This is a genomic window from Chryseobacterium ginsenosidimutans, assembly GCF_024807225.1.
Lineage (GTDB): Bacteria > Bacteroidota > Bacteroidia > Flavobacteriales > Weeksellaceae > Chryseobacterium > Chryseobacterium ginsenosidimutans.
This window is the reverse complement of sequence record NZ_JANUCO010000001.1, coordinates 4690941-4716183: the sequence shown is the minus strand read 5'-3', so window position 1 is coordinate 4716183 and position 25243 is coordinate 4690941. Positions and strand designations below refer to the sequence as shown.

At 39.9% G+C, this 25243-nt stretch carries 13 protein-coding genes, 4 tRNA genes and 6 rRNA genes; 17 read left to right on the top strand and 6 right to left on the bottom strand.

Going from position 1 to position 25243, the window contains the following annotated elements; all coding sequences use genetic code 11:
- From J3D55_RS22245 to rrf (J3D55_RS22165), 17 genes are all read left to right on the top strand, one after another.
- The coding region (locus J3D55_RS22245; protein ID WP_259134980.1) for a BamA/OMP85 family outer membrane protein at positions 1–2146 on the top strand (2146 nt) is incomplete at its 5' end.
- Between the two features lie 8 nt (positions 2147–2154).
- Entirely contained in the window at positions 2155–2700 is a 546-nt protein-coding gene (locus J3D55_RS22240) for an OmpH/Skp family outer membrane protein (RefSeq protein WP_259134972.1), read from the top strand.
- Positions 2701–2761: 61 nt separating this feature from the next.
- Entirely contained in the window at positions 2762–3265 is a 504-nt protein-coding gene (locus J3D55_RS22235) for an OmpH/Skp family outer membrane protein (RefSeq protein ID WP_259134970.1), read from the top strand.
- Between the two features lie 69 nt (positions 3266–3334).
- Positions 3335–3820, top strand: coding sequence for an acyl-CoA thioesterase (locus tag J3D55_RS22230; RefSeq protein ID WP_259134968.1), 486 nt, complete (start codon positions 3335–3337; stop codon positions 3818–3820).
- Positions 3817–4677, top strand: coding sequence for a dTDP-4-dehydrorhamnose reductase (gene rfbD, locus J3D55_RS22225; RefSeq protein WP_259134967.1), 861 nt, complete (start codon positions 3817–3819; stop codon positions 4675–4677). Before J3D55_RS22230 ends, rfbD begins: the two co-directional genes overlap by 4 nt.
- A gap of 10 nt (positions 4678–4687) precedes the next feature.
- On the top strand, positions 4688–4993 hold the full coding sequence (locus J3D55_RS22220) for a hypothetical protein (RefSeq protein ID WP_259134965.1): 306 nt from the start codon (positions 4688–4690) through the stop codon (positions 4991–4993).
- Positions 4950–5375, top strand: a complete 426-nt coding sequence (locus J3D55_RS22215; RefSeq protein WP_259134963.1) for a hypothetical protein — start codon at positions 4950–4952, stop codon at positions 5373–5375. The genes J3D55_RS22220 and J3D55_RS22215 overlap by 44 nt, the downstream gene beginning before the upstream one ends.
- A 1102-nt stretch (positions 5376–6477) precedes the next feature.
- Positions 6478–7995, top strand: a 16S ribosomal RNA gene (locus J3D55_RS22210).
- Positions 7996–8223: 228 nt separating this feature from the next.
- A tRNA-Ile gene (locus J3D55_RS22205) sits at positions 8224–8297 on the top strand.
- A gap of 90 nt (positions 8298–8387) precedes the next feature.
- Positions 8388–8461, top strand: a tRNA-Ala gene (locus tag J3D55_RS22200).
- Positions 8462–8828: 367 nt separating this feature from the next.
- Positions 8829–11589 (top strand): 23S ribosomal RNA (locus tag J3D55_RS22195).
- 148 nt (positions 11590–11737) lie between these two features.
- Positions 11738–11845 (top strand): 5S ribosomal RNA (rrf, locus tag J3D55_RS22190).
- The 16S, 23S and 5S rRNA genes sit together here with 2 tRNA genes alongside, the layout of an rRNA operon.
- Positions 11846–13868: 2023 nt before the next feature.
- Positions 13869–15386, top strand: a 16S ribosomal RNA gene (locus J3D55_RS22185).
- Between the two features lie 228 nt (positions 15387–15614).
- Positions 15615–15688: transfer RNA gene (locus tag J3D55_RS22180), tRNA-Ile, on the top strand.
- 90 nt (positions 15689–15778) lie between these two features.
- Positions 15779–15852: transfer RNA gene (locus J3D55_RS22175), tRNA-Ala, on the top strand.
- Between the two features lie 365 nt (positions 15853–16217).
- A 23S ribosomal RNA gene (locus J3D55_RS22170) occupies positions 16218–18982 on the top strand.
- 148 nt (positions 18983–19130) lie between these two features.
- Positions 19131–19238, top strand: a 5S ribosomal RNA gene (rrf, locus tag J3D55_RS22165).
- A 531-nt stretch (positions 19239–19769) separates the two neighbouring features.
- On the opposite strand, the gene J3D55_RS22160 is transcribed toward rrf (J3D55_RS22165), so the two are convergent.
- From J3D55_RS22160 to J3D55_RS22135, 6 genes are all read right to left on the bottom strand, one after another.
- Positions 19770–20279, bottom strand: a complete 510-nt coding sequence (locus J3D55_RS22160) for a hypothetical protein (protein ID WP_259134961.1) — start codon at positions 20277–20279, stop codon at positions 19770–19772.
- A gap of 11 nt (positions 20280–20290) precedes the next feature.
- Positions 20291–20827: a hypothetical protein gene (locus tag J3D55_RS22155; RefSeq protein ID WP_259134959.1), complete on the bottom strand. Its 537-nt coding sequence runs from the start codon at positions 20825–20827 to the stop codon at positions 20291–20293.
- A complete protein-coding gene (locus tag J3D55_RS22150) occupies positions 20824–23256 on the bottom strand; it encodes a hypothetical protein (protein WP_259134957.1) in 2433 nt (810 codons plus the stop codon). The genes J3D55_RS22155 and J3D55_RS22150 overlap by 4 nt, the downstream gene beginning before the upstream one ends.
- On the bottom strand, positions 23246–23569 hold the full coding sequence (locus J3D55_RS22145) for a hypothetical protein (RefSeq protein ID WP_259134955.1): 324 nt from the start codon (positions 23567–23569) through the stop codon (positions 23246–23248). Before J3D55_RS22145 ends, J3D55_RS22150 begins: the two co-directional genes overlap by 11 nt.
- Positions 23562–24362, bottom strand: coding sequence for a DUF3324 domain-containing protein (locus tag J3D55_RS22140; RefSeq protein WP_259134953.1), 801 nt, complete (start codon positions 24360–24362; stop codon positions 23562–23564). The genes J3D55_RS22145 and J3D55_RS22140 overlap by 8 nt, the downstream gene beginning before the upstream one ends.
- 102 nt (positions 24363–24464) lie before the next feature.
- A complete protein-coding gene (locus J3D55_RS22135) occupies positions 24465–25043 on the bottom strand; it encodes a hypothetical protein (RefSeq protein WP_259134943.1) in 579 nt (192 codons plus the stop codon).
- Positions 25044–25243 lie beyond the last annotated feature (200 nt).

Sequence of the window (25243 nt, the reverse complement as noted above, 5' to 3'; positions counted from 1 at the left end):
ATCCAAAAACGAAAAGATGGCTAAAGACAACAATCTGAAGCCGGGAACTAAAATTACTCAAAATTTAATTTCAAGTCTTAAAACAAATGTCCCTAAAGATTTTGTTAAAAAAGGATTTGCAGATGCTAAAATCACCATTCAGGATAAAGTAAATGCAGGTGATCCTAATTTGGTAGACTGGACGATTAATGTCGATAAAGGCAAAAGAATAAAGATCGATCACATCGAGTTTGAAGGAAATGATGCAGTTTCCGACAGAAAACTTAGAAAATCAGCCTTTAAAGAAACGAAACAAAAAAGATTCGGTATCGGTGGAATCCTGAAATCTTCAAAATTCATTGAAGAAAAATATCAGGAAGACAAGCAAAACCTTCTTAATTACTACAACTCTATGGGATATAGAGATGCAGCGATTGTTTCTGATTCTGTTTGGAGAAACAAAAGAAATAATTACCAAATCGATGTAAAACTGAAAGAAGGGAAACAATATTACATTGGTGATATTACATTTACCGGAAATACAGTTTTCTCTACAGATTATTTACAAAGACTTTTAGGATATAAAAAAGGGGAAATCTATGATGCAGTAGGTTTCAACAAAAAAGTTGGTGAAGACGGAGGTAAAGAAGATGATTCTGATATCAAATCTGTTTACATGAACAACGGTTACCTTTTCTCAAATGTAACGCCGGTTGAAAAATCTGTAAGCGGAGACAAAATCAATCTTGAAATCCGTATCAACGAAGGGGAAAAAGCAACTTGGAACAGAGTAACATGGGAAGGGAATACCACTACTCATGACCACGTAATTCTTAGAGCCTTGAGAACTAAGCCGGGTAACCTTTTCGCTAAAAGTGATATTAAAAGAACGTATTTCGATTTAGCAGGGATGTCATTCTTTGATCCACAACAAGTTGGTCAAGACATTCAGCCGAATCAACAAGATAATACGGTAGATATTAATTGGAAATTGGTGGAGAAAGGTTCTTCTCAGGTTCAGTTGCAGGCGGGTTACGGTGGTAACAGTTTCATCGGAACGTTGGGATTAACGTTCAATAACTTCTCGCTAAAGAATTTCCTTAAATTTAAAGACTTTAAACCTGTTCCTCAAGGAGACGGACAAACGTTATCTCTTCAGGCTCAGGCAGGACAATATTTCCAAAACTACGGAGTTTCATTTACTGAACCTTGGTTATTCGGAACAAAGCCTACAGCACTTTCTATAAGTTTAAACAACTCTAGAGTAAAATATTCCGATGCTTACGGCGCTTCTCAGAAGTTGAATATTTTCTCCGCTTCGGTTGGTTTAAACAGACAATTGAGATGGCCGGATGATTATTTCTCATTATACACAGGTCTTCAGTATCAGAAGTACGACTTTAAAAACTATCCTTTCGATTTCGGAGGAACTACAGAATATTACGGTACTGCAAACAACTTAAGTATCAACTTAGGATTAAGCAGAAACTCTGCAGGTATCGACCCGATTTTCCCGACAACAGGTTCAAACTTGGATCTATCGGTAAAATTCACTCTTCCGTATTCAGCGTTTAATAACAAAGATTACTCTACACTAAGCGCAACGGAAAAATATAAGTGGATGGAATTCTACAAAGTGAAGTTCAAAGCTGATGTTTACAACGAAATCGTTGGAAAATTAGTATTGAGATCTTCTGCGGAAATGGGATTCATGGATGGATATAACTCTAAATTAGGAGCTCCGCCATTTGAAAGATTCTATGTAGGAGGTACCGGTTTATTTGGAGGTAGATATGATGGTAGAGAATTAATTCCGTTAAGAGGGTATGAAAATGCTTCTACATACGGAGGAACTTCTGAAGATATTACTCCTACAGGTGGAGGTACTATTTATAACAGATTTACGTTAGAATTAAGATACCCGATTTCATTGAACCAAACTGCAAAAATTTATGCATTAACGTTTGCTGAAGGAGGTAACGTGTGGAATTCTTGGGGAACTTATAATCCGTTCCAGTTGAAAAGATCAGTAGGTGTTGGGGTAAGAGTTTATATGGGAGCATTCGGATTGATTGGATTTGACTTCGCTTATGGATTCGACAAAACAGTTACAGGAACTGATCCTTCAGGATGGAAGACACACTTCTTGATGAACCAATCATTATAATTCAGCATATGAAAAACTTTAGAATTGTTTTCTCGTTCGTATTATTCTTACTTTTCGGTCTTAGTAATGCCCAGAAAGTGGGGGTTGTAGATACCGATTATATTTTGAATAAGATGCCTCAATATAAAGAAGCAGAAGCAAGGCTAAATTCACAGATTGACACTTGGCAATCGGAACTTCAGAATCTGCAGTCGGAATATGAGCGTAAAAGATCTGCTTTTGAAAGTGAAAAAGTACTTTTAATTGGCGATCAATTAAAGCTTAGAGAAAAAGAAGTAATGGATTTGGAAAAAAACATCAAAACCACTACAAGCTTACGTTTCGGAGCTACCGGAGAGATCAAAAAGATGAGAACAAATCTGGTACAGCCTTTCCAGGATCAAATCTGGGGTGCAATTAAAACAATGGCTGAGAAAAACGGAGTGGGCATAGTTCTTGATAATACGAGTAACAATGTCTTGTTTCTTCAGAAAAGATTCGATTATTCAGATAAAGTATTAGATATTTTATTAAAGGATACTGATAAAAAAGAAAAAACTAAGACAAAAAAATAAAAGTTTAACTTTTATTACATTTAAAGATCTAAAAACAAATTAAATTATTTATTTACCAATTATGAAAAAATTAAGTGTATTATTTGCAGCGGTAATGATGGTTGTATCGGTAGGTATGGCAAAAGCTCAAAAAATTGCTACTTTAGACGTTATAGGTGTTCTTAATGCAATGCCTGAAAAGAAAAAAGCCGATACTGATCTTAAAGCTTTCTTAGATACTAAACAAGCTGAAATCAAGAAAAAAGCTGACGCTGGACAAGCGAAGTTAAAGCAATATTCTGAAGAAGCTCCTAAGAAATCTGCTGAAGAAAACAAAGCTAGAGAAGGTGAATTAGCAAAAATGCAGGAAGAAATTCAGCAGATGAACGATAAAGCTCAGAAAGATTTTGTTGCAAAACAAGATTTAGCTTACGAACCAATCGAAAAGAAATTAAACGAAGCGGTTTCTAAAGTTGCTAAAGCAAGCGGATATGACTATATCATGGATGCAAACTCTTCTGCTTTTGTATTCAAAGGTGGTCCTGATGCGACTCCAGCTGTGAAAAAAGAACTAGGTGTTCAATAATTTTTAGAAATTAACAAACATTTATAAAATAACCATCTCTCATCGAGGTGGTTTTTTTATTTTTGCACAATGGAAAGAGAAGTATCAACCACGGTTAAGGTCAGATTCAGCGACTGTGATCCGATTGGTCATTTAAACAATGTGAAATATCTGGATTATATGTTCAACGCCAGAGAAGATCATGTGGAAACATTTTATGGTTTCACGTATGAAGAATACACAAAGTTGACAGGCTGCACCTGGATCGCGATTCAAAACGAAATTGCTTATTTAAAAGAAGTAAGATACAATACCTCGGTTGTTATCAGCAGCAAAACCATTGAAGTTGGCGAAAGAACGGCAAAGGTTGAGATTTTAATGAAAAGTTTAGACGAAAAAGCAATTCATGCAGTATTGTGGGTGACGGTGATCTATTTTAATATTAAAACAAGAAAATCGGAAGTTCATCCGGAAGATATCAAAGGAACATTCAACAAATTTTATGTAGATTTGGAACAGAAAGATTTCCAGTCGAGAGTTAAATTTTTAAGATCACAAAACGCCAAAAATTCATGAAAAAAATACTAGTAGTAGGAGCAAACGGACAATTAGGAAATTGCATCAGAAAGATTGCTCCAGATTTTGAACTGGATTACGAATTTACTTTTACAGATTCTCAAACTTTAGATATTACCAATGCAGATCAGGTAAACAGTTTCTTCTCAGAAAACAAACCCGATTTTTGCATCAATGCATCCGCATACACTGCAGTCGACCTTGCGGAAAAGGAAGAAGAAAAAGCTTTTGCCGTAAATGCAGAAGGCGTTGCTCATCTTGCTCAGGCTTGTGTGGATTTCAAAACAACTTTAATTCATGTTTCTACGGATTATGTTTTCGACGGTGAAACCAACTTGTGTTATTCCGAAGATGATTTTACAAGTCCGATCGGTGTATATGGAGAATCAAAATTAAAAGGAGAAGAATTGGCTTTAGAAATAAATCCGAATACGATTATTTTGAGAACTTCTTGGCTATATTCTGAATTCAATAAAAACTTTGTGAAAACAATGCTGAACCTTTTCTCTCAAAAAGACGAGTTGGGAATTGTAGGAGATCAGTTTGGTCAACCGACGAATGCTAACGATTTGGCAGAAGCGATCATGAGCATCATCGAAGCTCAGCAAAAAACTTTCGGAGTTTTCCATTTCTCAAACTATCCGGAAACAACATGGTTTGAATTTGCAGAAAAAATCGCCGAGTTTTCAAAATCTAAGATTAAATTAAATCAATTAACGACCGAGCAATATCCAACTCCGGCAAAAAGACCGAAGAGAAGTACAATGTGTCTCGACAAAATTGAGGAAATCTATAAAATCGAACCAAAACACTGGGAAAACAGTCTGGAAGAATGTGTATCTATTCTTGCACAATAATATATATAGAATGAAAAAAATAATAATCGCTGTTTTTGTCTTTTTGATTCATTTTTTTAATGCACAAAACGTGTATTTAACGAAAGTTGAAAAAACAAATGAAAATACAGACAAGACTTTGTATAGAATAAATGAAGAAGTAAAAGAAGCCGAATATTTGGGAGAAATCGAAGTTCAGGGTTTTTCAAAATATGACGACGAAGTTTTTTCATTAATATATAAGAAGGCAAAGGAAATCGGAGCAAATACATTTACCTTTAAACCTTTTGAAAATGTCGATGGTTTCTCTGCAGAATTTCAATCCGGCAAATTATAAGCTAAGCTTGTACTTTTTACCAAAAGAAAAACTATTAGAGCAAACCGGATATTTGTATCTGTTCGCATCTTCGGAAAAAGACCAGAAAATAGCAGTGAATAAAAAAGATTATGTAATTCCTCCAAGATCTTATGTACGGTTAAAAATAACTCCGGGCGAAGTGTATACAATTTCGACGAAGAAGCTTTTGGGCTCAACGATAAAAGTTCAGCCGAAAGAAACCAGTACGAATCACTATTTTCAGATTTCAGCAACAAAAGTAAAACCAGATGAAACTGGAGTAGGAGGGTTGAACCTAAAAAGTGGCGATATCATCGGATTAGAAAAATCCTACGCCGAATTTTTGACTACCATTTATAATAAAGACAAGCAGAGTAATTAAACTCTGCTTTTTTCTTTTCATAGCGAGAATCAAATCAATTTTATACTGAGCTTATCCAAAGCCAATCAATCTCAAACTTTCACAGCCAAACATCTACAATCAAACTTTCCGACAAAGCATGTCATTTTGACGCAGGAGAAACCCACCCATTAATAATTCATCATTAATAATTAATAATTTTCTCCGAAGCTATTTCCCGCTCTCCACTATATCTTTTTTGTCACGGTCTCCGCTTCGCTGCGCCCGCAACAAAAAAGGATGCCGTTTCTATCGTGGCTATGACATTGTATAATATATAGAATACAGTCATCAGAATTTATTCTACCCATTTTCTCTCCACAAAAACAACATCAACCTCTCACAAACCCACAATAATAAACATCCAAAATAATTTCCCTGCTTGGAGGCACTCCTTACATCTTCAAACCCTCCGACACTCCAACTCTCAAACTTCCCAACCCCTATTTTACAACCCTACAACCCATCTCCAAGAACATCCCCACCCAATTCGAATAATGTGGATAAGTATATAAAAAGACATAAGCCATAATATATCAATTATTTAAGGGAGATACTTTCCCACAATTGGCATTCGGATCAATATATTATGTTAAATATATTTGGAGATTGAGGGTAAAAGGATGTACTTTTGCCCCACTGAAAACGAGAGTATGTCAGTAGCGTAGAAGAGCCTTTAGGTAGGCATAAAATTAAAGACACTACTATATAATGATTATGTTATATTATATAATTGTTATGAGATATTAGATGAAAAATATATTTAAAATTTTTAGAAATAAAATTTGCGAATATAAAAAAGATTCTTATCTTTGCAGTCCGGTAAAACGGGAGCGCAGGAGTAGATGATTAGGTGTTGAATAGAGGGGTTAGGGTTATTTAAAAAACTTTAAAAAATCTTCAAAAAACATTTGGTCAATTAGGAAAAAAGTTTTACTTTTGCACACGCAAATCGATACTGAAAACGACAGAACATTAGGTATTGTAAAAAGCGAAAGAAAAGAGATCATTGAAAAATAGATATACAACCAAGTAAGGAAAAACTAAAGCGTATTAAAAAACTTTGAGTGAGTCAGACAAACATACAATGGAGAGTTTGATCCTGGCTCAGGATGAACGCTAGCGGGAGGCCTAACACATGCAAGCCGAGCGGTAGAGATTCTTCGGAATCTTGAGAGCGGCGTACGGGTGCGGAACACGTGTGCAACCTACCTTTATCAGGGGGATAGCCTTTCGAAAGGAAGATTAATACCCCATAATATAATGACTGGCATCAGTTATTATTGAAAACTCCGGTGGATAGAGATGGGCACGCGCAAGATTAGATAGTTGGTGAGGTAACGGCTCACCAAGTCTGTGATCTTTAGGGGGCCTGAGAGGGTGATCCCCCACACTGGTACTGAGACACGGACCAGACTCCTACGGGAGGCAGCAGTGAGGAATATTGGACAATGGGTGAGAGCCTGATCCAGCCATCCCGCGTGAAGGACGACGGCCCTATGGGTTGTAAACTTCTTTTGTATAGGGATAAACCTTTCCACGTGTGGAAAGCTGAAGGTACTATACGAATAAGCACCGGCTAACTCCGTGCCAGCAGCCGCGGTAATACGGAGGGTGCAAGCGTTATCCGGATTTATTGGGTTTAAAGGGTCCGTAGGCGGACTCGTAAGTCAGTGGTGAAATCTCATAGCTTAACTATGAAACTGCCATTGATACTGCGGGTCTTGAGTAAAGTAGAAGTGGCTGGAATAAGTAGTGTAGCGGTGAAATGCATAGATATTACTTAGAACACCAATTGCGAAGGCAGGTCACTATGTTTTAACTGACGCTGATGGACGAAAGCGTGGGGAGCGAACAGGATTAGATACCCTGGTAGTCCACGCCGTAAACGATGCTAACTCGTTTTTGGGACTTTAAGTTTCAGAGACTAAGCGAAAGTGATAAGTTAGCCACCTGGGGAGTACGTTCGCAAGAATGAAACTCAAAGGAATTGACGGGGGCCCGCACAAGCGGTGGATTATGTGGTTTAATTCGATGATACGCGAGGAACCTTACCAAGGCTTAAATGGGAATTGATCGGTTTAGAAATAGACCTTCCTTCGGGCAATTTTCAAGGTGCTGCATGGTTGTCGTCAGCTCGTGCCGTGAGGTGTTAGGTTAAGTCCTGCAACGAGCGCAACCCCTGTCACTAGTTGCTAGCATTAAGTTGAGGACTCTAGTGAGACTGCCTACGCAAGTAGAGAGGAAGGTGGGGATGACGTCAAATCATCACGGCCCTTACGCCTTGGGCCACACACGTAATACAATGGCCAGTACAGAGGGCAGCTACCAGGCGACTGGATGCGAATCTCGAAAGCTGGTCTCAGTTCGGATTGGAGTCTGCAACTCGACTCTATGAAGCTGGAATCGCTAGTAATCGCGCATCAGCCATGGCGCGGTGAATACGTTCCCGGGCCTTGTACACACCGCCCGTCAAGCCATGGAAGTCTGGGGTACCTGAAGTCGGTGACCGTAATAGGAGCTGCCTAGGGTAAAACAGGTAACTAGGGCTAAGTCGTAACAAGGTAGCCGTACCGGAAGGTGCGGCTGGAACATCTCATTTTAGAGCGTCTTTAGACGATAAACAAAATTAAGGTACTTCAATGTACCATGTACTTGCTTAAAGTTCATGCTTTAGTTTTTTATTTGGTTGATATATTAAAAAATACAAAACCCACTAGAAATTAGTAACAGGGAAGAGAGATTTTAGTTAAAGAAGTTCGAGGTTTAGCTATTAGGAATTAGTTTTAGACTAATGACTAAAAACCAACAACCAACAACTAAAAAATGAAGTCTCGTAGCTCAGCTGGTTAGAGCGCTACACTGATAATGTAGAGGTCGGCAGTTCGAGCCTGCCCGAGACTACTAATTTTGAGTAAGAGAGTTTTAGAGTATAAGAGAAGATGAGTTAACACTCAAACCCTCCGACCCTCTGACTCGTACACTCAACTAGAGGGGGAATTAGCTCAGCTGGCTAGAGCGCCTGCCTTGCACGCAGGAGGTCAAGGGTTCGACTCCCTTATTCTCCACAATTACTGAAAAGTAATGAAAAAGTTACAGCGATGTAACAAGAATAGAAGTTATTTAAAAAATAAACAAAGGATTTTAGCCGATAGGGGCTAGAGCATCCCGATGAATCGGGAAGGTCAAGGGTTCGACTCCCTTATTCTCCACATTGTTATTCAATTAACAGTAATTTGAAGGTTTAGAATTAAAAAAGCAGATAGAGCCAAAAACAATATTTGCGGATTAAGCCTGAGAAAGCATAAAGATCATTGACATTAACGGTAAAAATATCACAAAGAGAAAACCGAGCGCAATTAAGCGTTTGAGTTTACAAAAAATAGCTTGGTAGTAATACTGAGCAAAAAAATACTGAACTAATTAATAATTAGGAAAGAAATCGTTAAGGGCGTATGGCGGATGCCTAGGCTTTCAGAGGCGAAGAAGGACGTGGTAAGCTGCGAAAAGCTCGGGGGATTGGCACACACGAATTGATCCCGAGATGTCCGAATGGGGCAACCCGGCAGGTTGAAGACCTGTCACTCCGCAAGGAGAGCAAACCCGGAGAACTGAAACATCTAAGTACCCGGAGGAAAAGAAATCGAAGAGATTCCGTAAGTAGTGGCGAGCGAACGCGGATTAGCCCAAAAGTCTTTATATATTTAAAAGAATGTTCTGGAAAGAACAGCCATAGAGGGTGATAGCCCCGTATTTGAAAGGTATATTTAGATGATAAATGAGTAGGGCGGGACACGTGAAATCCTGTCTGAATATGGGGGGACCATCCTCCAAGGCTAAATACTCCTGAAAGACCGATAGTGAACAAGTACTGTGAAGGAAAGGTGAAAAGCACTTCGAATAGAAGGGTGAAATAGAACCTGAAACCGTACGCCTACAAGCGGTCGGAGCCCACAAGTTGGGTGACGGCGTGCCTTTTGCATAATGAGCCTACGAGTTAATTTTACTAGCGAGGTTAAGGACTTCAGGTCCGGAGCCGGAGCGAAAGCGAGTCTGAATAGGGCGGTTAGTTAGTAGGATTAGACGCGAAACCTTGTGATCTACCCATGGGCAGGTTGAAGCTCTGGTAACACAGAGTGGAGGACCGAACCGGTTGACGTTGAAAAGTCTTCGGATGACCTGTGGGTAGGGGTGAAAGGCCAATCAAACTGGGAGATAGCTCGTACTCTCCGAAATGCATTTAGGTGCAGCGTCGTGTATAAGTTTATTAGAGGTAGAGCTACTGATTGGATGCGGGGGAGTCAAATCCTACCAATTCCTGACAAACTCCGAATGCTAATAAATGTTCCACGGCAGTGAGGGCATGGGTGCTAAGGTCCATGTCCGAGAGGGAAAGAACCCAGACCAACAGCTAAGGTCCCCAAATTTCTGTTAAGTTGAAGCAACGCGGTTGGACTGCATTGACAGCTAGGATGTTGGCTTGGAAGCAGCCATTCATTTAAAGAGTGCGTAACAGCTCACTAGTCGAGCGGTCCGGCATGGATAATAATCGGGCATAAACAGAATACCGAAGCTATGGATTTATAACCGTTGGGTTATATCTGGTAGGAGAGCATTCTATTCGCACGGAAGCAGTATCGTGAGGTATTGTGGAGCGTATAGAAAAGAAAATGTAGGCATAAGTAACGATAAAGCGGGCGAGAAACCCGCTCACCGAAAGACTAAGGCTTCCTCAGCCATGCTAATCAGCTGAGGGTTAGTCGGGACCTAACGCGAACCCGAAAGGGGTAGTGGATGGACAATGGGTTAATATTCCCATACTTGCTCACACTAAAAAGGGGACGGAGTGCCGTACTTACTGGAGACTGACGGAATAGTCAAGACCTAGCCTTCGGGCGAAGTTGTTGTAAGGAAAGTGCTTCCAAGAAAAGCCGAAGTGAAGCAACCCGTACCAAAACCGACACAGGTGGTCGAGGAGAGAATCCTAAGGTGCTAGAGTGAATCATGGTTAAGGAACTAGGCAAAATAGTCTCGTAACTTCGGAAGAAGAGACGCCAGCAGCAATGCTGGCCGCAGTGAAGAGGCCCAGGCGACTGTTTATCAAAAACACAGGACTCTGCTAAATCGAAAGATGCTGTATAGGGTCTGACACCTGCCCGGTGCTGGAAGGTTAAGGAAGGGCGTTAGCAGCAATGCGAAGCGTTTGACTGAAGCCCCAGTAAACGGCGGCCGTAACTATAACGGTCCTAAGGTAGCGAAATTCCTTGTCGGGTAAGTTCCGACCTGCACGAATGGTGTAACGATCTGGGCACTGTCTCAACCATGAGCTCTGTGAAATTGTAGTCTCGGTGAAGATGCCGAGTACCCGCAATGGGACGAAAAGACCCTGTGAACCTTTACTATAACTTCGTATTGACTTTGAGTAAGTAATGTGTAGGATAGGTGGGAGACTTTGAAGCAGGCACGCTAGTGTTTGTGGAGTCAACGTTGAAATACCACCCTTTACTTACTTGGAGCCTAACTTCTTTTAGAAGGACATTGCGTGGTGGGTAGTTTGACTGGGGTGGTCGCCTCCAAAAGAGTAACGGAGGCTTTCAAAGGTACCCTCAGCACGCTTGGTAACCGTGCGTAGAGTGTAATGGCATAAGGGTGCTTGACTGTGAGACCTACAAGTCGATCAGGTGCGAAAGCAGGACATAGTGATCCGGTGGTTCCGTATGGAAGGGCCATCGCTCATAGGATAAAAGGTACTCCGGGGATAACAGGCTAGTCTCCCCCAAGAGCTCACATCGACGGGGAGGTTCGGCACCTCGATGTCGGCTCGTCACATCCTGGGGCTGGAGAAGGTCCCAAGGGTTGGGCTGTTCGCCCATTAAAGTGGCACGCGAGCTGGGTTCAGAACGTCGTGAGACAGTTCGGTCTCTATCTATTGCGGGCGTTAGATGTTTGAGAGGGCTTGAATCTAGTACGAGAGGACCGATTTGAACAAACCTCTGGTGTATCAGTTGTTCCGCCAGGAGCACCGCTGAGTAGCTACGTTTGGAAGAGATAAGCACTGAAAGCATATAAGTGCGAAACTCGCCTCAAGATGAGACATCTTTTAAGGGTCGTTGGAGATGACAACGTTGATAGGCTATAGGTGTAAAGTTGGTAACAGCATAGCCGAGTAGTACTAATTACCCGTAGATTTATAGCCTAATTGGCAACGCTTAATTGCGCAATCAAGGTTCTCTCTTTGTGAATGTTTTTATCGATAAAACAGATGTCAGATACAAGACATCAGATACAAGACCTAAAAGTCTGAAATCTGAAATCTAAGCTCTGATATCCTACTATACAACCTTTAGGGTGGTTTTAGCGGTGGGGCTCACCTGTTCCCATTCCGAACACAGAAGTTAAGCCCACCAGCGCCGATGGTACTGCGAAAGCGGGAGAGTAGGTCGCCGCCAGTTTTTATTTAAAAGTCTCATACAGTAATGTATGAGACTTTTTTCGTTTTACACCATAAGCATGAGTAATGAATAATAAGTAATGGGTAATAGGTAATACGCAATCAGTAAGTTTGTTGATCGTTGATAGGTGATAGTTGATCGTTGGGTTGTCATTGCAAGAGTATAGCAAAACCGAGACTGAGTTTGTTGAAGTAAAATAATCTCAATGAATCCGTACATTAGTCTTTTATTTTCCCACAGATGACACAGATCTGCACAGATGTTTGAGAATATTTTTAATTTATCTAAAAATATAATTTTTTAATCAATAGAAAATCCGCTTAATCCGTATAATCTGCGAAAACTCTTTTTTCTTTACAATATGTATCTTCCTAATAAATAGACTCAAAAATCCGTGCAAATCTGTGTCATCTGTGGGAAAATGAAAAACGCAGCCATTAGTATCGATTATGAAAAGATCTCAAGATTTAATGACGATCAATATAAAGCAGAATATTTATATTAACTTCCATATCTATCTTTCCACATTCCAAAATCTCCACAAAGTTTGTGAGCCTGAAAGGATCTAAAGCAATTTTTTACATTTTTTTGTATTTGCATTTTACTTCGAAGAATAAGCTCTTTTTAAATTTATCTAAAAAATATAATTTTCCAATCAATAGAAAATCTGCTTAATCCGTATAATCTACGAGAGTTTTTTCTTCTTTAAACATGAATCTCTTGTAGAAAAATTGATTTTTCTTTGTTGATTTTTACCCACTCAATTATTTTTGCTAAATGCTAAATGCTAAATGCTAAATGCTAAATGCTAAATGCTAAATGCTAAATGCTAAATGCTAAATGCTAAATGCTAAATGCTAAATGCTAAATGCTAAATGCTAAATGCTAAATGCTAAAAATAGTATTGCTCTTTACAATATATTATCTTTTTAATAAAAGAATATCCTCCAACATCTGTGCAGATCTGTGTCATCTGTGGGAAAATAAAAATATAATATACCACAAAAAAACTCATACTTTATAACGTTATACTTTTTGATTATAGAGGAATAAGAATACTTCCTTATAAATAGAGAGCAAGAATTTAAGAAGCGCTTGCTGTTCCATCAATAGGGGCGGGCTTCAGCCTGCTTTGAATAAGAACTCAGCAAAAGGCTTTAGCCAAAACTTATATTTAATTGCTTTAACTTAAAAAACTTCAAACAATTTTTCATTATCATTCCCCGGATCATATCGCTGGAAATAATCATTCTTCTCTTATTCAAATTCTTTTCACTTGAACTCTCAAACTTTAATACAAGAAGTTTTATATCCTTCCATTCTGATAATCTCAAATCCTCCGACTCTCCCAAACTCGAATCCTCCAACTCTTCAATCCTCGAACTCTAAAACTCTCCCACACTCAAACACTCTAACGCTTCAAGCTGCAACCTCTGACCTAACCTCTAAAAAAACAAACATTAGTTTAAAATTATTCTCTCAGAAAGTCAGAGACTTATGATTAAATATGAATTAAAAGTAAACATTATGTTAAATATATTTGGAGATTGAGGGTAAAAGGATGTACTTTTGCCCCACTGAAAACGAGAGTATGTCAGTAGCGCAGAAGAGCCTTTAGATGGGCATAAAATTAAAGACACTACTATATAATGATTGTATACTATTATATAATTGTTATAGGATATTAGCTTGAAAATATAATCCAAAATTTTAGTAAATAAAATTTGGTAATATAAAAAAGATTCTTATCTTTGCAGTCCGGTAAAACGGGAGCGCAGGAGTAGATGATTGGGTGTTGAATAGAGGGGTTAGGGTTATTTAAAAAACTTTAAAAAATCTTCAAAAAACATTTGGTCAATTAGGAAAAAAGTTTTACTTTTGCACACGCAAATCGATACTGAAAACGACAGAACATTAGGTATTGTAAAAAGCGAAAGAAAAGAGATCATTGAAAAATAGATATACAACCAAGTAAGGAAAAACTAAAGCGTATTAAAAAACTTTGAGTGAGTCAGACAAACATACAATGGAGAGTTTGATCCTGGCTCAGGATGAACGCTAGCGGGAGGCCTAACACATGCAAGCCGAGCGGTAGAGATTCTTCGGAATCTTGAGAGCGGCGTACGGGTGCGGAACACGTGTGCAACCTACCTTTATCAGGGGGATAGCCTTTCGAAAGGAAGATTAATACCCCATAATATAATGACTGGCATCAGTTATTATTGAAAACTCCGGTGGATAGAGATGGGCACGCGCAAGATTAGATAGTTGGTGAGGTAACGGCTCACCAAGTCTGTGATCTTTAGGGGGCCTGAGAGGGTGATCCCCCACACTGGTACTGAGACACGGACCAGACTCCTACGGGAGGCAGCAGTGAGGAATATTGGACAATGGGTGAGAGCCTGATCCAGCCATCCCGCGTGAAGGACGACGGCCCTATGGGTTGTAAACTTCTTTTGTATAGGGATAAACCTTTCCACGTGTGGAAAGCTGAAGGTACTATACGAATAAGCACCGGCTAACTCCGTGCCAGCAGCCGCGGTAATACGGAGGGTGCAAGCGTTATCCGGATTTATTGGGTTTAAAGGGTCCGTAGGCGGACTCGTAAGTCAGTGGTGAAATCTCATAGCTTAACTATGAAACTGCCATTGATACTGCGGGTCTTGAGTAAAGTAGAAGTGGCTGGAATAAGTAGTGTAGCGGTGAAATGCATAGATATTACTTAGAACACCAATTGCGAAGGCAGGTCACTATGTTTTAACTGACGCTGATGGACGAAAGCGTGGGGAGCGAACAGGATTAGATACCCTGGTAGTCCACGCCGTAAACGATGCTAACTCGTTTTTGGGACTTTAAGTTTCAGAGACTAAGCGAAAGTGATAAGTTAGCCACCTGGGGAGTACGTTCGCAAGAATGAAACTCAAAGGAATTGACGGGGGCCCGCACAAGCGGTGGATTATGTGGTTTAATTCGATGATACGCGAGGAACCTTACCAAGGCTTAAATGGGAATTGATCGGTTTAGAAATAGACCTTCCTTCGGGCAATTTTCAAGGTGCTGCATGGTTGTCGTCAGCTCGTGCCGTGAGGTGTTAGGTTAAGTCCTGCAACGAGCGCAACCCCTGTCACTAGTTGCTAGCATTAAGTTGAGGACTCTAGTGAGACTGCCTACGCAAGTAGAGAGGAAGGTGGGGATGACGTCAAATCATCACGGCCCTTACGCCTTGGGCCACACACGTAATACAATGGCCAGTACAGAGGGCAGCTACCAGGCGACTGGATGCGAATCTCGAAAGCTGGTCTCAGTTCGGATTGGAGTCTGCAACTCGACTCTATGAAGCTGGAATCGCTAGTAATCGCGCATCAGCCATGGCGCGGTGAATACGTTCCCGGGCCTTGTACACACCGCCCGTCAAGCCATGGAAGTCTGGGGTACCTGAAGTCGGTGACCGTAATAGGAGCTGCCTAGGGTAAAACAGGTAACTAGGGCTAAGTCGTAACAAGGTAGCCGTACCGGAAGGTGCGGCTGGAACATCTCATTTTAGAGCGTCTTTAGACGATAAACAAAATTAAGGTACTTCAATGTACCATGTACTTGCTTAAAGTTCATGCTTTAGTTTTTTATTTGGTTGATATATTAAAAAATACAAAACCCACTAGAAATTAGTAACAGGGAAGAGAGATTTTAGTTAAAGAAGTTCGAGGTTTAGCTATTAGGAATTAGTTTTAGACTAATGACTAAAAACCAACAACCAACAACTAAAAAATGAAGTCTCGTAGCTCAGCTGGTTAGAGCGCTACACTGATAATGTAGAGGTCGGCAGTTCGAGCCTGCCCGAGACTACTAATTTTGAGTAAGAGAGTTTTAGAGTATAAGAGAAGATGAGTTAACACTCAAACCCTCCGACCCTCTGACTCGTACACTCAACTAGAGGGGGAATTAGCTCAGCTGGCTAGAGCGCCTGCCTTGCACGCAGGAGGTCAAGGGTTCGACTCCCTTATTCTCCACAATTACTGAAAAGTAATGAAAAAGTTACAGCGATGTAACAAGAATAGAAGTTATTTAAAAAATAAACAAAGGATTTTAGCCGATAGGGGCTAGAGCATCCCGATGAATCGGGAAGGTCAAGGGTTCGACTCCCTTATTCTCCACATTGTTATTCAATTAACAGTAATTTGAAGGTTTAGAATTAAAAAAGCAGATAGAGCCAAAAACAATATTTGCGGATTAAGCCTGAGAAAGCATAAAGATCATTGACATTAACGGTAAAAATATCACAAAGAGAAAACCGAGCGCAATTAAGCGTTTGAGTTTACAAAAATAGTTTAATAGTAATATTAGACAAAAAATACTGAACTAATTAATAATTAGGAAAGAAATCGTTAAGGGCGTATGGCGGATGCCTAGGCTTTCAGAGGCGAAGAAGGACGTGGTAAGCTGCGAAAAGCTCGGGGGATTGGCACACACGAATTGATCCCGAGATGTCCGAATGGGGCAACCCGTCTGGTTGAAGACCAGTCACTCTAATTTATTAGAGAGCAAACCCGGAGAACTGAAACATCTAAGTACCCGGAGGAAAAGAAATCGAAGAGATTCCGTAAGTAGTGGCGAGCGAACGCGGATTAGCCCAAAAGTCTTTATATATTTAAAAGAATGTTCTGGAAAGAACAGCCATAGAGGGTGATAGCCCCGTATTTGAAAGGTATATTTAGATGATAAATGAGTAGGGCGGGACACGTGAAATCCTGTCTGAATATGGGGGGACCATCCTCCAAGGCTAAATACTCCTGAAAGACCGATAGTGAACAAGTACTGTGAAGGAAAGGTGAAAAGCACTTCGAATAGAAGGGTGAAATAGAACCTGAAACCGTACGCCTACAAGCGGTCGGAGCCCACAAGTTGGGTGACGGCGTGCCTTTTGCATAATGAGCCTACGAGTTAATTTTACTAGCGAGGTTAAGGACTTCAGGTCCGGAGCCGGAGCGAAAGCGAGTCTGAATAGGGCGGTTAGTTAGTAGGATTAGACGCGAAACCTTGTGATCTACCCATGGGCAGGTTGAAGCTCTGGTAACACAGAGTGGAGGACCGAACCGGTTGACGTTGAAAAGTCTTCGGATGACCTGTGGGTAGGGGTGAAAGGCCAATCAAACTGGGAGATAGCTCGTACTCTCCGAAATGCATTTAGGTGCAGCGTCGTGTATAAGTTTATTAGAGGTAGAGCTACTGATTGGATGCGGGGGAGTCAAATCCTACCAATTCCTGACAAACTCCGAATGCTAATAAATGTTCCACGGCAGTGAGGGCATGGGTGCTAAGGTCCATGTCCGAGAGGGAAAGAACCCAGACCAACAGCTAAGGTCCCCAAATTTCTGTTAAGTTGAAGCAACGCGGTTGGACTGCATTGACAGCTAGGATGTTGGCTTGGAAGCAGCCATTCATTTAAAGAGTGCGTAACAGCTCACTAGTCGAGCGGTCCGGCATGGATAATAATCGGGCATAAACAGAATACCGAAGCTATGGATTTATAACCGTTGGGTTATATCTGGTAGGAGAGCATTCTATTCGCACGGAAGCAGTATCGTGAGGTATTGTGGAGCGTATAGAAAAGAAAATGTAGGCATAAGTAACGATAAAGCGGGCGAGAAACCCGCTCACCGAAAGACTAAGGCTTCCTCAGCCATGCTAATCAGCTGAGGGTTAGTCGGGACCTAACGCGAACCCGAAAGGGGTAGTGGATGGACAATGGGTTAATATTCCCATACTTGCTCACACTAAAAAGGGGACGGAGTGCCGTACTTACTGGAGACTGACGGAATAGTCAAGACCTAGCCTTCGGGCGAAGTTGTTGTAAGGAAAGTGCTTCCAAGAAAAGCCGAAGTGAAGCAACCCGTACCAAAACCGACACAGGTGGTCGAGGAGAGAATCCTAAGGTGCTAGAGTGAATCATGGTTAAGGAACTAGGCAAAATAGTCTCGTAACTTCGGAAGAAGAGACGCCAGCAGCAATGCTGGCCGCAGTGAAGAGGCCCAGGCGACTGTTTATCAAAAACACAGGACTCTGCTAAATCGAAAGATGCTGTATAGGGTCTGACACCTGCCCGGTGCTGGAAGGTTAAGGAAGGGCGTTAGCAGCAATGCGAAGCGTTTGACTGAAGCCCCAGTAAACGGCGGCCGTAACTATAACGGTCCTAAGGTAGCGAAATTCCTTGTCGGGTAAGTTCCGACCTGCACGAATGGTGTAACGATCTGGGCACTGTCTCAACCATGAGCTCTGTGAAATTGTAGTCTCGGTGAAGATGCCGAGTACCCGCAATGGGACGAAAAGACCCTGTGAACCTTTACTATAACTTCGTATTGACTTTGAGTAAGTAATGTGTAGGATAGGTGGGAGACTTTGAAGCAGGCACGCTAGTGTTTGTGGAGTCAACGTTGAAATACCACCCTTTACTTACTTGGAGCCTAACTTCTTTTAGAAGGACATTGCGTGGTGGGTAGTTTGACTGGGGTGGTCGCCTCCAAAAGAGTAACGGAGGCTTTCAAAGGTACCCTCAGCACGCTTGGTAACCGTGCGTAGAGTGTAATGGCATAAGGGTGCTTGACTGTGAGACCTACAAGTCGATCAGGTGCGAAAGCAGGACATAGTGATCCGGTGGTTCCGTATGGAAGGGCCATCGCTCATAGGATAAAAGGTACTCCGGGGATAACAGGCTAGTCTCCCCCAAGAGCTCACATCGACGGGGAGGTTCGGCACCTCGATGTCGGCTCGTCACATCCTGGGGCTGGAGAAGGTCCCAAGGGTTGGGCTGTTCGCCCATTAAAGTGGCACGCGAGCTGGGTTCAGAACGTCGTGAGACAGTTCGGTCTCTATCTATTGCGGGCGTTAGATGTTTGAGAGGGCTTGAATCTAGTACGAGAGGACCGATTTGAACAAACCTCTGGTGTATCAGTTGTTCCGCCAGGAGCACCGCTGAGTAGCTACGTTTGGAAGAGATAAGCACTGAAAGCATATAAGTGCGAAACTCGCCTCAAGATGAGACATCTTTTAAGGGTCGTTGGAGATGACAACGTTGATAGGCTATAGGTGTAAAGTTGGTAACAGCATAGCCGAGTAGTACTAATTACCCGTAGATTTATAGCCTAATTGGCAACGCTTAATTGCGCAATCAAGGTTCTCTCTTTGTGAATGTTTTTATCGATAAAACAGATGTCAGATACAAGACATCAGATACAAGACCTAAAAGTCTGAAATCTGAAATCTAAGCTCTGATATCCTACTATACAACCTTTAGGGTGGTTTTAGCGGTGGGGCTCACCTGTTCCCATTCCGAACACAGAAGTTAAGCCCACCAGCGCCGATGGTACTGCGAAAGCGGGAGAGTAGGTCGCCGCCAGTTTTTATTTAAAAGTCTCATACATGTATTTGTATGAGACTTTTTTTATGCACATACCCCAACCATTCATACCCCAAAAATACATGAGTAATGAATAATTAGTAATGGGTAATAGGTAATACGTAATCAGTAAGTTTGTTGATCGTTGATAGTTGGGTTGCCATTGCGAGCCAAGCAATCTCAATGAATCCGTACATTAGTCTTTTATTTTCCCACAGATGACACAGATCTGCACAGATGTTTGAGCGTATTTTTAATTAAGAAGATAATTATATTGTAAATAATAATATGTTGAGATTGCTTACTCGCTGTGCTCTTCACAATGACAGAGACAGGAGTTTATTGGCTATTATAAAGATAATTTTTTATGTTTAAGAAAGCCTTAATTTCTAATCCCGACAAGAGTTTTAGCCCCGATAGAAACGGTTACCCCGCAGTAAGTACAGGCTCTGAAAGAAAGCAGAGGAACGAGGAGTAAAAGTGGATAGCGGGAAATAGCTCCTTATAAAAATAAATAATGAGTCTTGTTATGTTTTAAATTGGACTTACAGTAAATACAATTCTGCTTTGATAAGCTGTTGCAGGGATCGTTACAGAAACTCCACTTAGCTGTAGCTGTATATTGATCCCGGTATAGGAAGCAAGAGCCAGAACGGCTTGTATTCTGAATAATTCAAGATCAGTCAGGGTAATCGTCTGATAAGCGGTTCCGCCAGTTATGCTGCATAAAGCGCAAAGAGTAGTTCCGTTACTGGTTCTTTTTGCAGATAAGATTAAGGAATTGTGCCAAGTGGGATTGACTTCATAATGAACGGATACTTTTGCATTGCCTAATAACAGAGGAACACTTACTGACAATACCACCTGATTGGTTGCACTTTCATATAGACCTGTATAATTGCTGCCTGCTTCTGTAATTGAAGGAACAGTTACCGCCCAATTGCTTCCTGTGGCTGATATTGTCTGTGCTTTAAAACAGCAACTGAATACCATCAAAAGAATGATATATACTGATTTTTTATGATATATGTTTTTGAACTTCATTGGGTTTTCTTTTATTCAGTAATGGTATAGGTGATAATAACAGGAGTATTGGTACGTGTATTGAGATTGGCGTAATTGTTAACGACAAGACTTATGGTCAATCTATGTCCGTTACTTGCTCCGTTTCCGGTAAAAGCTCCGCCTATTCCTGTGATAATATTTACTGCCGTTGTGGAAAGAGTAACCTGAGCTGTTGGAGTTCCTAATGTTCCTCCGCCCGAACCTGAAGCTGTCGCTGCCTGTAATTTGATGTCAACACCGGGAATGACTTGGTTTACGGATGCTGTTACTCTTCTGGTAAGACCTGCCGGAGCGATGGCTGAAGTATAATTGATCCATTTTGTGGTATTTGCTGTAGGTGCTGTTAAAGGCTGTCCCGCTTCAGTAGGAGCTGTAAAATTCATCGCAATAGTTCCTGTGGGTTCTATGTCTAATAAAGTAACCACGGGCAATGTGACCGCCACTGTTCTGTTTATTGTGGTTTGGGTAAAGGCTGTATTGTATATCAGACAGGAAACTATTAATATGATAGGTGTGATTACTTTCATTTTTTCTTTTTTATTTCATTATAACCTACTTTTATACTTTCCTGTTGGTATTTTATTTCGCTTTGTTGTTTTGTAATATGAATGGTTATGTTTTGTTTTTCCGAAGGTTTTAAGGTAAGATCAAAGTTTTCTACAGAGATTTTATATCGTTTGTCTAAACCGTTTCTGTAGATTTTCACTTTCCAGTCTCCGGGACGAAGATAAGTAAAGTCGAAAGTATCTCCGATAAAGGCGATTTTTCGATATGTCTGTTCACCATTGGTTGCTTCAATAATGATGCTTTCTTTTTTCTTTTTGTCTTTATTAAGCTGAAGTTTAGCAAAACTATACGATCCTTCATTTTCAGTAAGCTGTATGGTTCCTTCAATTCCGGATGCTGTCATTAATCCTAAATTAAAAATATTTTCTTTGTTGCTAAGACTTAATGAAGCAGGTAAAGAGATGCTCGAAATATCATTTATGTCTGTTGTGGAACGGTCTATTTCAAGATAATAATTTCCAGGAATAATATTTTTAAATGTATAATTTCCATTTTTATCGGTAACGGAAAGATAGCTTCCCAACATCAATTTTATGCCTTCAGTTTTACGGACTCCCAAATTGCTGATGTTTCCTGATAATGTAGTGTAATCGGCAATTTTCTGTACCGGAACATGAAGTCGTAATGTATATCTCACCGAAAATATAAAGTCTTTATTTCCCAGTTCACCTCTCTGAAGCGAATATCTTCCCGATAGATCCAGTTCATTTCCCGGGAAAATCTGCTGATGAAAAAGGAGTTCAAAAAGATTTCTGTCCTTAAAATATTCTTCAGGCATATAATTATTCTGATAAAAAAGACTGAAGTTGGTTTTGTCTGAAAGTCTGCTGATAATTCTCGCACCGTAATATACCTGCTTTTGATTTTGTAACTGATAGCGCGAAGTAATGGCATAACTTGCATAAATATTAAATGAAGTTTTAAGCCTTTCAAAAGATAAATTAGCCGTATAAAAACTTGAGTTCCCTGAAAATCCTGTAAGATAATTTTCTGTTTTTCCAAACTGACTTTCAAGATTTACCTGAAATATCCCTATTTTCTGGTCGATGCTTACTTTAAAAAAACGTTCGTAATAATCAAATTGTTTCGGCTCAAGACGATCCTGATATTTTTGAAACCCGTTATAAAGCATGATGAAACCATTCGAAAGATATTTATATTGTAAACCATATTGCAAATAGTTTCTGTAAGGCGCTGCCAGAAATAATGTATCTCTCTGGAAATTTTTGGCGTCACGCATATAATTCGCAAACACATTAAGCCTATTAGAAATTCGATATTGAAGGTTTCCATTAAAAGTACTGGTATTCGTAAAATAACCTGCAAACTGCGGACTTGCTCTCATGTACAAAACGCTTCCGTTAAGCCTTTCAAAAGTAGCCTGAGTCTGCAGCATATAAGCGCTGCCTTCCATCGTGTCGGTTTTACTGTAGGCCAATTCACCCGAAACTGTGATGTTTTTTGATATTTTAAATTTTGCTGTGGTGTAAGGAAGATGGGCTTCAGAATCGAGTCTGATATTTCCGAAATTCATTTCGCCTTTTCGAGGAATTTTATAAAGATATCCTGCCGTAATTTCTGATTCTTTTCTGATTTTAAAAGTGGAATACATATTAAATTCATCTTTTATATCACGAAAAAATCTCGGATGATTATAAAATCCACCCAAACTTACTTTTTTGAAATCATATCGTACTTCTGCACCTCTTCCGTATCTTGCAAATTCTGTAAGGTAGGACGCAGAATAATTTTTGTCTCCTAAATGAACGAAAAAATCATCTCTTTTATAATTGATAAAATATTCTTCATATTGTGTAAACGAATTGAATTCTACCGGATTTTCTGTGACCGCATGAAATTCAATATTGTTTTTATTTTCTTTATCAAGACTTCCTTTACCGTAAACTTCTCCCTGAAAACCGTCCTGATAAACACCCATATTTTGCATTCCGATGAAAGATAAGGAAGTGGCAACGGAAAGTCTGTGGTAAATATCGTCTTCAACAGGTTTTACAGAAATGATTTTTATACTGACATAAGCAGACTGATTTTCCGTCGGACTTTCTTTGGAATAAACTGAAAGATTTAGATTCTGATATTCATTTTGCCCAAGTTCGGCGCTCGTTATTTTATGGATGGTAATTACTTTTGCTTCACCGGGCTGCATGCTTAAGTAAGTATCCTGATCTACTATCGCATTTTTACTTTCAAGAATAAGATTTTCAACTACATTTCCGCTGTTTTTTAAAAGAAAAGAAGCTTTAATTGTTTCTCCGGCTCTGATGAATTCCGGAGCTTCCAAAGCTGTAAGAGAAAGTTTTCTGCTTCCTGAAACGATAACATCTGTTTTTTTTGTAAAACGGCTGCCGTCATATTGATCAGTTTCCATTAATGACGATCGAATATTTTCCCTGTGGGGTTTCTGTAGCAATACGTAACGGGACAATGTAAGATTTGTTTTCACCAGCCGAAATGCTGAATTCTCCCTTAGATAAAATCGGGATGATGTTCGGATTGGAAGTGGTGACTTCAATCGTATATTTTTTGTTTTCTGAGGTAGGATTTTCTAAAATAAAGGAAATAGAAGAAGATGTTCCCGGTAGCAGACTATCTTTTTTAGTAACAATTTCTCTGGATTGTTGTTGGGAAAAAATAAGTACAGGGAATAATAAGAAAATATATATGTACCAAATTTTAATCATTTTTTACTTCTAGTTCCACATTAAGGGCGAAGGCATTTTCGTTTTCGTCAGTTGCTATGATGACGGCATTGTAATGATCGGGTGGTATTCTACTGATGTCAATAGGGAATGATTTGGAAGTATAAGGCAGCAGTCCCATCTCAAGACTGGAAAAAGTTCCGATCTTTTCTCCGGTTTTGCGGTTATAGATTTCAATGGTGGCGCTTGGTTTGCAATATAAATTACCATTATTGGCGATGGCAATTTTCGCCAGTTTCATTCCTTCTTCTCTATCAATTTTTACACTCTCAAATTTAAGATCCGGCTTTGCTTTTTCAGAATCATAATCTGTAATAACCTGAATAGCGTATCGTACGATCGATGTAATGTTTATTCCTTGTTTGCTGTCGCTTGGTTTTACGTCTTCTACGGGTTCTACCATGATGACACTCCAATAACTTCCCGGATCAGAAATTTTATTGGGAATCGTTATTTCATAATAGACTTCGGTTTTTTGCTTGGCTTTAAGAGTAACGAAATTGGTATTGAATTTTATCCAGTCGATATTCGTCCTGTTATTGGTATGCGGAACCGAATAATTAATTGTACCATCAGATTTATAACTAAAATCCTGAAGAAATAATTTTACATTTTGTGGTTTATTCCCTGTATTTTCTATTTCAATTTTCCCCTTGTATACTTTTCCGTTTTCTACTTTATAATTATGAGAAAGACCATTAAGAATAACGATACTTGCTTTCAAAAAACCGAATTGAAGGATGAAAATTAACAATAAAAGAATACGCTTTATCATATATATGTAAAGTTTAGTGTTTAAAATGGTAATAATACAAGACCAAGAAGAAACAGATTTGCAATTTCTTCTTGCCTGTATTTAATGTGAAAGCGGACGAGATTAGTTGTCCGAAATAGTATAGGTAACTGTAGCTACAGTAGTAGCAGTTGCCTGTAAGTCTGCATATACTGCAACTCCACCAGGACCACTTCCCGGAGCTAATGCATAAGTAAGATTATGACCATTGTTGGCACCGTTACCTGTGTAAGCACTACCAATTCCTGAGATAATGGTTTGGTCTGCAGCACTCAATGTAAGCTGAGCAGCCGGAGTTCCCAATGTACCACCTCCTGATCCTGTAGCAGCAGCAGCTGTCACATGGATATCAATTCCCGGAAGGATTGCATTCAGTTTTACAGATACATTACGGGTAGGATCGGCAACAGATTTAATAGAAGAATAATTAAGCCAAAGCGTATTATTAGAAGCGTTTGCCACGATCGGATTACCAGCTTCTGTAGGAGCGGTGAATCCCAAAGTAATGTTTTTGGTAGCAGCAGGTTCAATATCTACCAACGCTACTTCCGGTACAGAAATCGTTATCGTGTGATTGTCGGTGTTGGTGTCTTGTGCGCTTATATTTGCAGATACAGCTAACGCAATTAAAGACAAAGCTAAAGTGAATTTAGTTTTTTTCATGGTGAGGTATTAAGTTGAGTGAAGTTAATAAAATTCAACATAGTATGAAATATTTTTAACAATATATTTTTATACTTATTATTTCGTTAATAATATTGCAATATGTGTGTTTGAATTTTTTTTGCAAAGTAATCAAAAATTATATTAATATTTTATGATTTTACGCAGGAAAATAGAAAAGTCTTATACAAATTATGTAT

What these genes read in the sequence shown, in the direction of transcription:
- J3D55_RS22240 (WP_259134972.1), top strand. Translation starts at nt 2,155, where the DNA reads ATGAAAAACTTTAGAATTGTTTTCTCGTTCGTATTATTCTTACTTTTC.
- rfbD (WP_259134967.1), top strand. Translation starts at nt 3,817, where the DNA reads ATGAAAAAAATACTAGTAGTAGGAGCAAACGGACAATTAGGAAATTGC.
- J3D55_RS22220 (WP_259134965.1), top strand. Translation starts at nt 4,688, where the DNA reads ATGAAAAAAATAATAATCGCTGTTTTTGTCTTTTTGATTCATTTTTTT.
- J3D55_RS22150 (WP_259134957.1), bottom strand. Translation starts at nt 23,256, where the DNA reads ATGGAAACTGATCAATATGACGGCAGCCGTTTTACAAAAAAAACAGAT.
- J3D55_RS22160 (WP_259134961.1), bottom strand. Translation starts at nt 20,279, where the DNA reads ATGAAGTTCAAAAACATATATCATAAAAAATCAGTATATATCATTCTT.
- J3D55_RS22140 (WP_259134953.1), bottom strand. Translation starts at nt 24,362, where the DNA reads ATGATAAAGCGTATTCTTTTATTGTTAATTTTCATCCTTCAATTCGGT.
- J3D55_RS22135 (WP_259134943.1), bottom strand. Translation starts at nt 25,043, where the DNA reads ATGAAAAAAACTAAATTCACTTTAGCTTTGTCTTTAATTGCGTTAGCT.
- J3D55_RS22230 (WP_259134968.1), top strand. Translation starts at nt 3,335, where the DNA reads ATGGAAAGAGAAGTATCAACCACGGTTAAGGTCAGATTCAGCGACTGT.
- J3D55_RS22155 (WP_259134959.1), bottom strand. Translation starts at nt 20,827, where the DNA reads ATGAAAGTAATCACACCTATCATATTAATAGTTTCCTGTCTGATATAC.
- J3D55_RS22215 (WP_259134963.1), top strand. Translation starts at nt 4,950, where the DNA reads ATGTCGATGGTTTCTCTGCAGAATTTCAATCCGGCAAATTATAAGCTA.
- J3D55_RS22145 (WP_259134955.1), bottom strand. Translation starts at nt 23,569, where the DNA reads ATGATTAAAATTTGGTACATATATATTTTCTTATTATTCCCTGTACTT.
- J3D55_RS22235 (WP_259134970.1), top strand. Translation starts at nt 2,762, where the DNA reads ATGAAAAAATTAAGTGTATTATTTGCAGCGGTAATGATGGTTGTATCG.